Here is a 14372-nt window from a genome sequence, read left to right on the forward strand (position 1 = left end):
AGGCAGCCCATCGGCTGTTCTCCGAGCGTGCAGGCGCTTCCTTCCCCGGTAGTGGCAGCACTACCGGTCGATGGGTGGCTGCACGCCTGACCGTGCGGGGGGCCGCTGCGTAGCGTCACGGCGTACCCCCTGACGAGGAGCTTTGACGATGTCAGTGACCGAGGAATCGCACCAGAGGGACGCAGCGCGCCAGCGCAACGCCCCATCGGGGAGCGCTCCGCCGCGCGGAGTCGTGGAACGCACGGCCGCCTGGAGCATGGCCCACCGCAAGACCACGCTGCTGCTGTGGGTCCTCGCGGTGATCCTCGCGTACGGGGCGAGCATGGTCACCGGCGTCGAGGACCAGGAGGACGCCGACAGTCTGACCGGTCAGGCCGCCGTCGCCGAACGCATGCTGGACGACGCGGACTTCGCCGACGAGGGCGTCGAGCGCGTGCTGATCCAGGCGCGCGAGGGCAAGCTCTCCGAGGCCACCGCCGACTCCGTGGTCACGTCACTGCGGGGGCGCTACGCCGACGTCGCGGACGTGGCACGCGTCGGCGACCCGGTCACCTCGAAGGACGGGCGCAGCGTGCTGCTCCCGGTCACCCTCGACCTCGGCACCGGCGACGACAAGAAGAAGCCCAAGGCCGTCGTCGGCCCCATGCTGAAGGCCACCGAGGCGGAGCAGAAGGCCCACGGGGACCTGCGCGTGGAGCAGCTCGGCAAGGGCTCCGTGACCAAGGAGTTGAGCGCCAAGCTGGGCGCCGACTTCCAGCGGGCGGAGTTCATCAGCCTGCCGCTGACCCTGGTGATCCTCCTGGTGGCCTTCGGCGCGCTGCTCGCCGCGGGGCTGCCGGTGCTGCTCGGCATCACCGCGGTGGTCTTCGCCATGGGCCTGGCCGGGATCACCTCGCTGCTCGTCCCCGTGAACGAGAACCAGGCCAGCCTGATCCTGCTCATGGGGCTCGCCGTCGGCGTCGACTACTCGCTCTTCTACATCCGGCGCCGCCGCGAGGAGCGTGCCCTCGGCAAGTCGCCCGAGGCGGCGCTGCGGATCGCGGTGGCGACGTCGGGGCGGGCCGTGCTGGTCTCCGGTCTGACGGTGGCCATCGCGATGGCCGGAATGTTCTTCTCCGGCAGCATGCTGTTCTCCTCGCTGGCCCTCGGCACCGTCCTGGTCGTCCTGGTGGCGGTCCTCGGTTCGCTGACGGCGCTGCCCGCGGCGCTCGCCGGGCTCGGCGACAAGATCGACCGGCCGCGGATCCCGCTGCTGTGGCGGCGTACCAACGTCGGCAAGGAGAGCAGGCTGTGGGGGGCCGTCCTGCGCCCCGTCCTGAAGGCGCCCGGAGTGTGCCTGACCATCGGCCTGGTGGCGATGCTGGCGCTCGCCGCGCCCGCGCTCGGCATGAAGCTGAAGATGCCCGGCGACGAGGACCTGCCGCGCTCCTACGAGGTCATGCAGACCTACGACCGCGTGGTCGAGGCCTTCCCGAGCGAGGGCACCTCGCACGCCGTCGCCGTCCAGGCCGACAAGGCCCGCTCCGGCGAGGTGGCGAAGCTCCTGACCGGGCTGCACACCAAGGCCATGGCGACGGGCCGCTTCGCCGCATCTGACAAGCCGGACCTCTCGGTGTCGAAGGACGGCCGGGTCTCCCGCCTCGAGCTGCACGTCAAGGGCGACGCCGGCGGCAAGCAGGCCAAGGACACGCTGAAGCTGCTGCGTTCGGACCTGGCGCCGCAGGCCCTGAAGGGCGCGGACGTCGACAACTGGGCCGTGGGCGGCGCCACCGCCTTCTCCACGGACTTCTCCAAGACGCTCAAGGACCGGCTGCCGATGGTGATCGGCTTCGTGATGCTGCTCTGCCTGGGGATCATGCTGCTCGCGTTCCGCTCCGTGGCGCTCGCGCTGCTCACAGGTGTCCTCAACGTCCTTTCCGTGACGGCCTCTTACGGCGTGCTCGTCCTGGTCTTCCAGCACGAGTGGGCCGAAAACATCCTGGGCTTTGACTCAAATGGAGCGGTCGTTTCCTGGCTGCCGCTTATCCTGTTCGTAGTTCTTTACGGCCTGTCGATGGACTACCACGTCTTCGTGCTGAGCCGGATTCGTGAGGGTGTCAGCCGGGGGGGCTCTGCACATGAGGCGATTAGGCACGGCATTCTCACCTCCGCCGGTGTGGTCACCACAGCCGCTGTGATCATGGTCGCCGTGTTCGCGGTCTTCGCGACGCTCTCGACCCTGGAAATGAAGCAGTTGGGCGTGGGACTGGCCGTCGCCATCCTTCTCGACGCCACGTTGATCCGCGGTGTGCTGCTGCCCGCCGCGCTCAAACTGCTGGGCTCGAAGGCGTGGCGCGCGCCGCGATCGCCGCGCACCGTCCCGGCCGCCTCCCACGACTGATCGGCCCGCGCGAGGGAGGGCCGGGTCCTGCCCGGTCCTGCCCTCCGTGTGTCCGGCGGCCAGCGAACTAAGGAGATCAGGTAGATGGGTGGGTGGGCCGCGGTTCCTTCCGGTCTGGTCGTACGGTCGGGCGAACTCCATGTGTTCCGGGTGGGCCTGGAGCCGGCGCGTCAGGCCATCGCTCAGGCGCTGGAGCTGGTCACCGACGCCGAGCGCGCCACCGCCGAGGCCTTCGGCCGCTCCGGCGACGGCTGGGCCTTCCTGAGCGCCCGGGCCACGACCCGCAGGGTGCTCGGCTGGGTGCTCGGGCGCAACCCCAGGAGCGTCGAGTTCTGCCGTACGGAGCACGGGCGCCTCGCCCTCGTCGACCACGAGGTGTGCTTCAGCTCCGCGTACGTCGGCGATCAGCAGCTCGTCGCCGTCTCACTGATCAGCGAGGTCGGCGTCGACATCCAGGACGGCGACGTGGCCTACGGCGAGAATCTGCACCTGGCCCTGACGGAGTGGGAGCAGCGGCTGCTGCGCAGGCTGTCCCCGAACGCCCGGCAGATGTTCTTCCTGAGCCTGTGGACCCGCAAGGAGGCGGTGCTGCGGGCGGCGGGCTACGGCCTCAGGGTCCCGCCGGACGAGGTGGACGTGCTCGTCGAGGACGGCGCGGGCGTGGTGGCGGTGCCGCTGCCCGACGGCTCCGGCATGACCGAGGTGCAGGTCCGTGACCTGCCCAGCGGGCGCGGCACCGTGGCCGCCGTCGCTGCCGCGGGGCCCGTGACCGCCCTGCACACCTGGACGTTCAACCCGACTTTCCACGAGGCGCACTCCTTCTGAGACCCGCTGGGTCCGGCCGGGACCCGCTGGGTCCGGCCGGGCCCACCGAGGTCCGGTGGGGCGCCCGTGGTGCTGAACTCCGACTGACCGGATACGGACGACAACCCCCTGGCACTCCGGTCCGTCAGTCGGTGGCCGCGGCCGGCCCGTCCCCGGGGCCGGCCGCGAGCATTTCGCTCAACTGCCGCCAGGCCTCCGACGATTTGCGATAGGCACCCGCCCGGTCCAGCGTCTCGGCCGCGAGCCGGTAGCTGTCCCGGGCCGCCGCCGAGTTCCCGGCCAGGGCGTGCGCGCGGGCCGCGAGCAACTGGCACTGCCCGAGCCCGGCCAGCGGCAGCTCGGCGTCGCAGTCGCACACCTTGGTGGTGAGTTCGAGCACCCGCTCCGGCTTGCCCTGGCGCAGCGCCAGGTGAGCCTCGGCCAGCATCAGCTCGGCCATGTCGTCGTCGCGGCCGACGAGTTCGAGGGCCTGGCGGGCGCGCGCGAGCAGCCGCGCCGCGTGCCCGGTGGCGTCCTGCGAGAGGTCGTACTCCAGGCGGAGCGCCGCGGACGCCCGGCACAGCCGCGCCCAGGCCCCCAGGTTCACTTCGGGGCGCAGGCACGCGAAGGCCTGTTCGTGCAGGTGGACGCCGTCCTCGGGGCGGCCGCACAGGAAGCGGGCGCTGCCCGCAGCCCAGTAGACCTGGCCGCGCAACTGCCGGGAGGGGATGTCCTCGGCCGTCTCCTGGAGGGTGTCGGCGAGACCGGCCGCGTTCTCCAGCTCACCGCTGTCGGTGTAGGAGTTGATCAACGCCAGCATCGCGCCGACCCGCTCGTGGGCGGTGGGCGGCAGGGCGACGGTGACCGACACGGCGTGCTCGGCGGTGCGGACGGCCTCGCCGAGGCGGCCCTGGCGGCGCAGGCTCTCCGAGAGCGCGGTGGCGACGCGCGCGCCGAGCCGGGGCGTCTCCTGGGACAGCGCGGTGTCGGCGAGGCCGGCCAGGACCCGGTGCTCGGCGGTGGTGTCGCCCAGCTCGCGCAGGACGTCGGCGAGCTCCCACGTGGCCTCCCACAGCACGTCCTCCTCGGCGTGCCCGGTGGCCGCGGCGCCGATGCCGCGCAGCAGCTCGGCGGCGACGGTGAGCTCGCCGTCCTTGCGCAGGGCGCGGGCTTCGAGGAGCTTGCCCGCGATGTCGAGCCGGCGGCTGCGGTGCTCGCCCTCGTCCTGGGCCGCGGGGTTGGTGAGGGCGTCCAGGGGGACGTCGAGCCGGCGCGCGAAGAAGGCGGCGATGAGTTCGTTCGGCGAACGCCGGCCGCTCTCCACCCGGGAGACGTAGCTGGCCGACACCTCGTCGCCCGCCAGTTCGGTCTGGGACAGGCCACGCTGCACGCGCAGCATCCGCAGTCTGCGTCCGAACGCGGGCTGTTCGATCATCTTCGTCCTCAGGGATCGCCCCGGCTTGCCGGGAGGCGACAAGCGGATGCCGCCGGGCACGCCGCGTGGCACCGCTCTTGGTCAAGGACCGCAAGGAACGTGCGGCCCTGTCACCGGCTATTACGGCGGCAGAGTAGGGCGAAGGGGGTATGGCTGTCGAACCGGTGCGCAGCCGCGTCGTGAACTTGGCGACTTCTTAACACCATTGCAGGTCAACGCCCTACCGCACGGTGCGTGCAATTTTTGGCTTGAAGTGTGACAGGGGCGTGTCTACTGTTGTGCCTCGTGTGACAGGCCCTGTCACACGTTTGACGGGCTCTGTCATTTTTTGTGACAGCTCACGGGGAGGGCGTCGCAGTGGATGTCGTGCACGGGGGAAATCACGGCCAGGCCGAAAGACGACCAGAGGCGGAGTGGGAAGTTCCACTCTCGGTCGGACAGGCCTCCCTCTTCTTCCTCCAGGAACTCGCGCCCGACTCGCCGTCGTACCACGTCGCCGGAACCGTCAAGGTCACCGAGCGCCTCCACGCCGAACCGCTGCGCCGCGCCTGGGACGCCGTCTGCGCCCGCCACCCGGTGCTCACCAGCACCGTCGCCCCGGGGACCGAGGGCTATGTGCAGCGCTGGTACGCCGCCGAGGCCCCCTTCGCCGTCCGCGACACGCCGGGCATCGCCGACGACGAGCTGCGGATCCTCGCCACCCGCGACTACGAGCGCCCCTTCGCCCTGGCCCACGAGGCGCCCGCCCGCCTCTTCGTCTACCAGGACACCGCCGCCACCACCGTGCACCTCGTCCTGCACCACGTCGCCGGCGACATGAGCTCCCTGTTCATCACCCTGGAGGACCTGCTCACCGCCTACCGGTCCGAGGCCGAGGGCGCCCCCGGTCTGCCCGCCGGGCCCGACACCTCCTACGCGCGTCACGTCGCCGCCGAACACGCCTTCCTCGCCGGGCCGCGCGCCGAGGCCCTGAGCGACTACTGGACGCGCCGACTCGACGGCTGCCGCTTCGCCCTCGACCTGCCCGGCATGACCGCGCCCCGCCCGGTAACCGACCCCGACGCCCCCGCCCACGTCCCCTTCCGCCTCGGCGCCACGACCGTCGACCGGGTCCGGGAGCTGGCCGGATCCAGCCGCAGCACCACCGCCACCGTGCTGCTCGCCGCCTTCAACGTGCTCCTGCACAAGCTCACCGGCGGGGACGACCTCGTCGTCGGCTTCCCCGTGGAGGGCCGCAAGACCTCCGTCAAGCGGACCGTCGGCCACTTCACCAACTCGCTGCTCCTGCGCACCCGGATCAGGCCGGAATCCACCTTCACCGCCGTGCTCGACGCCACCCGCACCGCGCACGTCGAAGCCGTCCGGCACCGGGCCCTGCCCACCCCGACCGTCCTCGGCCGTCTGAACCCCGGCTCGGCCCTGTCCGGCCAGTCGCTGTACCAGGTGAGCTTCCAGTTCGAGTCGGACCGGCTCTCGTACGGCACCCGGTCCATCACCGGCGATCTGGGCACCGTCCACCTCTCCGGCTACGACACCGAGCCGGTACCGGTGCGCCAGCAGGTGGCGCAGTTCCCGCTGCGGGTCCAGGCGGGCGAGGTCGACGGCGAGGTGTACGGCGTCCTGCACTTCGACCCGGCACGGCTCGACGCGGACACCGTCGCCGGATACGCCCGGCTCTTCGAGACCCTGGTGACCGAGGCCGTCACCGACCCGGCCGCCCCCGTCGCCGAACTCGGCGCCGACACGGGCGCGGGCCCGCGCCACTCGGGCGCCGGGGTCCCGGCGGCGGGTGACGGAGAGCCCGTGCACCGGGCGATCCTGGCGCACGCGCGGACCGCGCCGGACGACGTCGCCCTGATCGACGGCGAACGCTCCTGGACGTACGCGGAGTTGGAGCGCGCGTCGGCGGTGGTGGCCGTGCGGCTGCGGGACGCGGGCGTCGGTCCCGAGTCCGTGGTGGGGCTGTGCCTGCCGCGCGGCGCGGCGACCGCCGTGGCGATGCTGGGGGTGCTGCGGGCCGGGGGCGCGTGGCTGGCACTCGACCCCTCGTACCCGGCCGAGCGGCTTCGGCAGATGGCGGGCGAGGCGGGCTGCGCGGCCGTCGTGCGCGGCGCGGCGCAGCGGGAGTTGGCGGACGACGTCGTGCCCGCGGGCACCCCGGTCCTGGAGATCGACGGCCTCGACCTGACGGCGGACGTCGACCGGACGGGTCTGGACGCGGCACACGCCGACGACCTGGCGTACCTGGTCTTCACCTCCGGCTCCACCGGACGCCCCAAGGGCGTCGCCGTCACCCACGGAACGCTGGCCCGCTCCACCGCGGCGCGCGCCGCCTTCTACGGGCCGAACCCGCCCCGCTTCCTGCTCCTTTCGTCCTTCTCCTTCGACAGCGCCTACGCGGGCATCTTCTGGACGCTCACCCTCGGCGGGGCGCTGGCCGTGCCCGACGCCGACCAGGTCAAGGACGCCGACGAACTCGCCGGTCTGGTCGAGCGGCACGCCCTGACGCACACCCTGACCGTCCCCTCCTTCTACCGGGCCCTCCTGAACCGGCCCGGCGGGCCCGGACGTTCCCTGCGGACCGTCGTCGTGGCGGGCGAGGCCTGCCCCGCCGACCTGGTCGCCGAGCACCGCGCGACGCTTCCCGACTGCGCCCTCGTCAACGAGTACGGCCCCAGCGAGGCCACCGTCTGGGCCACCGGCCACTTCTGCGCCGCGAGCGACCCCGGCACCGTCCCCATCGGCACCCCGATCGCCGGGACCACCGTGTACGTCCTCGACGACGCGATGCGCCCGGTGGTCCCGGGCGGCGTGGGGGAGTTGTACGTCGGCGGGGCGGGCGTGGCGCGCGGCTACGCGGGCCGGGGCGACCTGACCGCCGAGCGGTTCGTGCCCGACCCGTTCTCGACGGTGCCCGGTGCGCGGCTCTACCGCACGGGTGACCTCGTCCGGTTCGACGGCGCCGGTGCGCTCGAGTTCCACGGGCGGGTCGACGAGCAGGTCAAGGTGCGCGGCTTCCGCGTCGAGCTGGGCGAGATCGAGGCCGTGCTCCGGTCCGCCGACCCGGTCACCGACGCCGTCGTGGCCGCCGTGCCCGCGCCCGGCGGCGGTGAACTGCGCCTGGCCGCCTACGTCGTGGCCGCCGACGGCACCCCGGTGGACACCGGCCTCCTGCGCGCCTGGGCCGGGGAGCGGCTGCCCGCGCACATGGTCCCCGCCGCCGTCGTGACCCTCGACGCGCTGCCCCTGTCCGTCAACGGCAAAGTGGACCGGCGCGCCCTGCCCGCGCCCCGCTGGGAGACGGCAGCCAAGGACTTCGTCGCGCCCCGCACCGACGAGGAGCGGCGCCTCGCCGAGGTGTGGTGCCAGGTACTCGGCCTCGAACGCGTCGGCGTGCACGACGACTTCCTCGCCCTCGGCGGCGACTCCATCCAGTCCATCCAGGTGGTGGCCAAGGCCCGCAGGGCCGGACTGCGCATCACCCCGCGCCAGCTCTTCGAACACCCCACCGTCGCCGGGCTCGCCGCACAGGCCGAACTCCTGCCGGCCGCCGAGCCGACCCTGGACGACCTGGCGCCGGGCGGCGTCGACACCACCGGTCTGCCCGCCGGACTGCTCGCCTCCTGGGAACGCGACCTCGGCCCGCTGCACGCCGTGTGGCCCATGTCCGCCCTCCAGCAGGGCATGCTGTACCACGCCCTCGCCGAGCCCGCGTCGGACGCCTACACCGAGCAGTTGGTGTGCGTCCTGCGCGGCGACCTGGACCCGCGCGCCTTCCTCGACGCCTGGCGCGGCGCCATCGCCCGGCACTCCGCCCTGCGCGCCCGCTGCTCCTGGCAGGAGACCGACCGCCCCCTGCTCGTCGTGCCCCGCGACATCGACGTACCCGCGCGGTACGAGGACTGGACGGCGGACGACAGCTCCGCGCGGACCGGGCAGGAGCGCCTGGACGACTTCCTGGCGCGCGACCGCGGCGAGGGCTTCGAGCTGAGCGGCGGCCCGCTGGTGCGCCTCGCGCTGCTGCGCACCGGCGCCGACGAGTGGACCTTCGTGTGGACCAACCACCACATCCTCATCGACGGCTGGTCCCTGCCCGTCGTCGCGGGCGACGCCTTCACGCTCTACCCGGCGCTGCGTGCCGGTACCGACATCGAACTGGTGCCCGCCCCCGACTACGGCACCTTCGTGCGCTGGAACGAGCACCGCGACCGCACCGAGGACGAGGCGTTCTGGCGCAAGCAGCTCACCGGCTTCACCGCGCCCGCGCTGCTCGCCCCCGGCCGCGCCCAGGCCGAGCACCACCGCACCGGCACGCACGAGCCCGCGCTGCGGCTGCCCGACGAGCGCGCCCTGGCCCTGCGCGAGACCGCCCGCGACCGCGGCGTCACCCTCGCCGCGCTCGTCCACGCCGCCTGGACGCTGGTCGTCGCCCGGCGCACCGGCGCCAAGGACCTGGCCGTCGGCAGCGTGCTCTCCGGCCGCCCCGCCGAGATCGACGGCATCGAACGCACCGTCGGCCTGTTCATCAACACCCTGCCGCTGCGCGTGCGGATCGCCGACGACCTGCGCGCCGACCAGTGGCTCGGCGCCGTCCATCAGAGCCTGCAGGAACTCACCGACCACCAGCACGCCCCGCTCGCCGACGTGACGTCCTGGGCCGGAGCCCCCGCGGGCGCCCCGCTCTTCGACTCCATCGTCGTCGTCGAGAACTACCCCTTCGAGGGCTTCGCCACCGAGGGCTTCACGCTGGAGAGCGGCCGCCTCCTGGAGCGCACCACCTACCCGGTCAGCGTCCAGGTGATGCCCGGCGAGCACCTGGAGCTGCGCCTGAGCGTCGACGCCGCCGCGTACGACGCCGACACCGCGCGGCGGCTCCTCGACGACCTCGACCGCACCCTGGACGCCCTCACCGGCGACCCGGCCATCACCCTGGGCGAGTTGGGCACGAGCGACACCGAGGCGCTCCTCGCCTGGTCCGGCGCCGGGGCTCCGGCGGCGGACAGCGCGTGCCTGGTGCCCGGGGCGGTCGTGGCGCACGCCCGGAAGCAGCCGGACGACGTGGCCCTGGTCGACGGCGAACGGTCTTGGACGTACGCGGAGTTGGAGCGCGCTTCGGCCGCGGTGGCCGTGCGGCTGCGCGCGGCGGGCGTCGGTCCGGACGACGTGGTGGGCCTGTGCCTGCCGCGCGGGACCCTCATGGCGGTGGCGATGCTCGCCGTCGCGCGGGCCGGAGGCGCGTGGCTCGCGCTCGACCCCTCGTACCCGGCCGAGCGGCTTCGGCTGATGGCGGGCGAGGCGGGCTGCGCGGCCGTCGTGCGCGGCGCGGCGCAGCGGGACGTCCTCGACGGCCTCCTGCCGGGTGACACCCCGGTCCTGGAGATCGACGGCCTCGACCTGACGGCGGACGTCGACCGGACGGGTCTGGACGCGGCGCACGCCGACGACCTGGCGTACCTGGTCTTCACCTCCGGCTCCACCGGACGCCCCAAGGGCGTCGCCGTCACCCACGGCCAACTCGCCGTCCACCTCGCGCAGATCAGTGGCGCCTTCGGGCTCACCGCCGCCGACCGGGTCCTGGTCTTCGGCTCCTTCTCGTTCGACGTGAGCACCGAGCAACTGCTCGCGCCGCTGACGGGCGGCGGCGCGGCCGTGCTCCGCCCCGACGGGCTCCTCGCCACCGACGAACTCCTCGCCTTCCTCGCCGAGCACGGGGTCACCGTCTTCAACCCGCCGACCGGCCTGTGGCGGCAGTTGGCAACCGCGCTCGCCGACGGCGCCGCGGTGCCCGCCGCGCTCGCCGTCCGCCTCACCGTCGTCGGCGGCGACGCCATGCCCGCCGCCGAGACCGGCATCTGGCGGCGCACGGTGGGCGGCCGCGTCATCAACGCCTACGGCCCCACCGAGACCGTCATCACCGCCACCGTCCACGAGGTCGGCGTCGACGGCGCGACCGGCACCGTCCCCCTGGGACGGCCCCTGCCGGGCCGCACCGTGTACGTCCTCGACGAGACGCTGAGTCCGGTGGTCCCGGGTGGCGTGGGGGAGCTGTACGTCGGCGGGGCGGGTGTCGCGCGCGGCTACGCGGGCCGGGGCGGGCTCACCGCCGAGCGGTTCGTGCCGGACCCCTTCACGTCCGAGCCCGGCGCGCGGCTGTACCGCACGGGAGACCTCGTACGGTTCGACAGCGCCGGTGCCCTGGAGTTCCACGGGCGCGTGGACGAGCAGGTCAAGGTCCGCGGCTTCCGGGTGGAGCTGGGCGAGATCGAGGCCGTGGTGCGGGACGCCGCCGGAGTGGCGGACGCGGCGGTCGCCGCCGTGGCACCCACGGGTGGCGGCGAGCCGCGCCTGGTCGCGTACGTCGTCGCCCGCGCCGGAGCCGCCTGCGAACCGGCGACGGTCCGGGCGTGGGCCGGGGAGCGGCTGCCCGCGCACATGGTCCCCGCCGCCGTCGTGGTCCTGGACGCGCTGCCCCTGTCGGCCAACGGCAAGGTGGACCGGCGCGCCCTGCCCGCCCCCACCTGGGAGGCCGACGACCAGGAGTACGTCGCGCCCCGCACCGAGGTGGAGCGGCGCCTCGCCGAGGTGTGGTGCCAGGTGCTCGGCCTGGACCGGGTCGGCGTCCACGACGGCTATCTGGCCCTCGGCGGGGACTCCATCCTGTCGATCCAGGTCGTCGCCAGGGCCCGCCGCGCCGGGATCCACCTGACCCCGCGCCAGATGTTCCAGTACCCCACGATCGCCGACCTCGCCCCGCACGTCACCACCGGCGCGAGCACCGGCAGCCGCGCCCAGGGCGACAGCACGGACGCGCTCAGCCCGATCCAGCGGTGGTTCCACGAACTCGACCTCGACACCCCGGCCCACTGGAACATGGGGCTGCTCCTCGGCCTGCGCACCCGCGTCCAACCCGACGAGCTGGGCGCGGCGCTGAACGCCGTGGCCGAGGCCCATGAGGCGCTGCGGACCCGGTTCGTGGACGGGGACGCCGAGGGCGGCGAAGCCGCTGGTGACGGGCGTGGCGTACGCGCCGTGGTCGATCCGAAGGTCGACGTTCCGGTGGAGTACGGCCACCTGTCCGAAGACGGCGTCGACGAGCGGCTGCGGGAGCTGGCCGACGAACTCAACACCCGCATCGACCCCGCCCAGGGGCCGCTCCTGCGGGCCCACTTGGCCGACCTCGGCCCCGACGTGCCGCAGCGGCTGCTGCTCACCGCCCACCACCTGGTCATGGACGCGGTGTCCTGGCGCATCGTCCTGGAGGACCTGGAGTTCGCGCTCGACGCCGTCCGCGCGGGCGAGCCCCCCGTCCTCCAGCCGGAGGGCACCACGCACCGGCAGTGGACCGCCGAACTGCGGCGCAGGGCCCTGGACCCGCAGGTCCTCGATCGGGTCCGCGCCGACCTCGACGAGATCGCGGCGCTCGCCGGGCCGAGCGCCGACCCGCTCGCCCCCGGCACCGAGGGCGCCGCGCGCCGCGCCCGGCGCGCCCTCACCGCCGAGGAGACCGAACAGCTCCAGCAGGCGCTCGTACGGCGGCTCGGCGGCACCCTGGAAGAGGGTCTGATCACCGCGACCGCCCGTGCCCTCGCCCGGGTCGACGCGCTGCCCTCGGTCGTCGTGGAGCTGGAGAGCCACGGCCGCGAGGACCTGCACCCCGACCTCGACCTGTCGCGCACGGTCGGCTGGTTCACCACCCTCGCGCCGTTCCCGGTGGCCACCGCGGACGACGACCCGCTCGGCACCCTGTGGGACGTTCGCGCCCGGCTGCGGGACCTGGTGCACCGGGGCATCGACCACGGCGTGGTCCGGCACCTGGCCCACGACGGGGATTTGGCCCGCCGGTTCGCCGAACTGCCCGTGCCGCACGTCAACTTCAACTACCTGGGCCGGGTCAGCTCCAGCGCCGACCCGCGGGCCACGCTCGAACTCCTCGCACCCGGCTTCGGCCAGGTCCGCGACCCGCACGGGACGCGTCCCGCGGCGGTCGTCGTGGAGAGCCTGGTCACCGACGGCTGCCTCGCCGTCGAGGTGGAACACACCGGACAGGCCGCCGCGGACACGCTCGCGGACGCCGTCCTCGACGAACTCCGGGCGCTCACCGCCGAGTCCGACGCGCCCGTGCTCGCCGCCGGACTGCGGCACGGCACCGCGCCCGTCGCCGCCGTGCGGGACTGGGCCGCGCGCCGGGGCGGCCTGACGGCGGTCTGGCCGCTCACGCCGACCCAGGAGGGCATGGTCTTCCGCAGCCTCGCCGAGGACGGCGCGGCGGGCAGCGGGGTCTACGTGGAGCAGCTCGTCTGCGTCCTTGAAGGCGACCTCGACCAGGAGGCGTTCGCGCGGGCGTGGCAGGCGGCCGTGGACCGGCACGCCGTGCTGCGGGGCGTACCGGTGTGGCAGGACGTGCCGCGTCCGCTGCTCGTGGTGCCCGCCGCGTGTGAACTGCCCGTCACCTTCTTGGACTTCACGTCGGACGGTACGGCGGCGAGAGCGGGCGGGGAAGCGCGGGCGGGCGGGGACGGTCGGGCGGGCGGGGACGCGAGAGCGGGCCAGGGTGCCGGGGAACCGGCGGGTTCCGTCGACGCCGACGCTCGCACCGACGCCGACGAGCGCCTCGACGCCTACGTGCGACAGGACCGGCACACCGGCTTCGACCTGCGTGAAGGGCCGCTCGCGCGGCTCGCCGTGGCACGGCTCGCGGCCGACCGCTGGGCCTTCGTGTGGACCAACCACCATGTGCTGTTCGACGGTTGGTCGCTGCCGATCCTGCTCGGCGAGGTCCTGGAGCACTATGCCGCGCACGGCCGGGGCGAGACCCCGCGGTTCGCCCCGGCGCCGGACTTCGGCGCGTTCGCCCGGTGGGTGGCGCGCCAGGACCCGGACGCCTCCCGGGAGTTCTGGACCAGGAGCCTCGCCGGGTGCGGCCCGGTCCCGCTCGCACCGGCGGCGGACCGGCCCGCGGTCCACCGCGACCACGAGGTGGCGCTGCCCGCGCCGGACACCGGGCGCCTGCGGGACACCGCGGGCCGTCTCGGCGTCACCCTCGGCGGCATGGTGCACGCGGCGTGGGCCCTCACCCTCGCCGCCGAGACCGGCACGGACGACGTGGTGTTCGGCAGCGTGGGCTCCGGGCGGCCCGCCGACCTCGCGGACGTGGACCGTACCGTCGGCATGTTCATCAACACCGTGCCGCTGCGCACCCGGCTGCCCGCCGCCCTGCCGGTCGGCACCTGGACCCGGGACGTGCAGCAGGCACTGCACCAGGCGCAGGAACACATCCACACGCCGCTCGCCCGGATCGCCGTGTGGAGCGGACGGACCAGCTCCGCCGGACTCTTCGACACCTCCGTGATCGTGGCCAACTTCCCCTTCGCCGACCTCGGCACGGGACTTCCCGGCCTGTCGGTGACCCGGTCCGAGGCGCTCGAACAGACCGAACTGCCCGTCACCGTCTCCGCCGCCCCCGAAGGGGACCGGCTCGTCATCGCACTCAACCACGACACCGTCCGCGTCCCCACCGAGCGGGCCGCCGCCCTCGCCGACCAACTGTGTCGCGCCCTGACGGCGCTCGCCGAGGACACCGCGACCGTCGGCGAGGTCCGTGCCGCGCTCGGCGAGCGGGCACGCGGCGAACGCGCCGCAGGACGCGCCCGGCGCGCCGCACGCCTCGGCCCCGCCGCCCGGGCCCGCGCCTGAGCCAGGCCACGGCCGCACCACGCGCCACCGCACGGCACCGCACACCACACCCAGCGCAGC

General features: G+C 74.0%; 4 protein-coding genes. 3 read left to right on the forward strand and 1 reads right to left on the reverse strand.

From position 1 onward, the window contains the following. Positions 1-232 precede the first annotated feature (232 nt). Together ACZ6BG_RS33295 and ACZ6BG_RS33300 are read left to right on the forward strand one after the other, a co-directional pair. The gene (locus ACZ6BG_RS33295; RefSeq protein ID WP_469008370.1) at positions 233-2380 is read left to right on the forward strand and encodes an MMPL family transporter; all 2148 of its coding nucleotides are present in this window, start codon (positions 233-235) and stop codon (positions 2378-2380) included. 84 nt (positions 2381-2464) lie between these two features. After that, positions 2465-3205 (forward strand): 4'-phosphopantetheinyl transferase family protein, encoded by a 741-nt coding sequence (locus ACZ6BG_RS33300; RefSeq protein ID WP_469008373.1) that lies wholly within the window; start codon positions 2465-2467, stop codon positions 3203-3205. A gap of 124 nt (positions 3206-3329) precedes the next feature. Here the strand turns inward: ACZ6BG_RS33300 and ACZ6BG_RS33305 are convergent, their stop codons facing one another. Then, positions 3330-4619, reverse strand: coding sequence for a helix-turn-helix domain-containing protein (locus ACZ6BG_RS33305; protein WP_469008375.1), 1290 nt, complete (start codon positions 4617-4619; stop codon positions 3330-3332). Between the two features lie 366 nt (positions 4620-4985). Between ACZ6BG_RS33305 and ACZ6BG_RS33310 the strand changes: the two genes are divergently transcribed. Continuing rightward, on the forward strand, positions 4986-14312 hold the full coding sequence (locus ACZ6BG_RS33310) for an amino acid adenylation domain-containing protein (RefSeq protein ID WP_469008377.1): 9327 nt from the start codon (positions 4986-4988) through the stop codon (positions 14310-14312). Positions 14313-14372 lie beyond the last annotated feature (60 nt).

This window comes from Streptomyces sp. NPDC041205 (assembly GCF_055591765.1).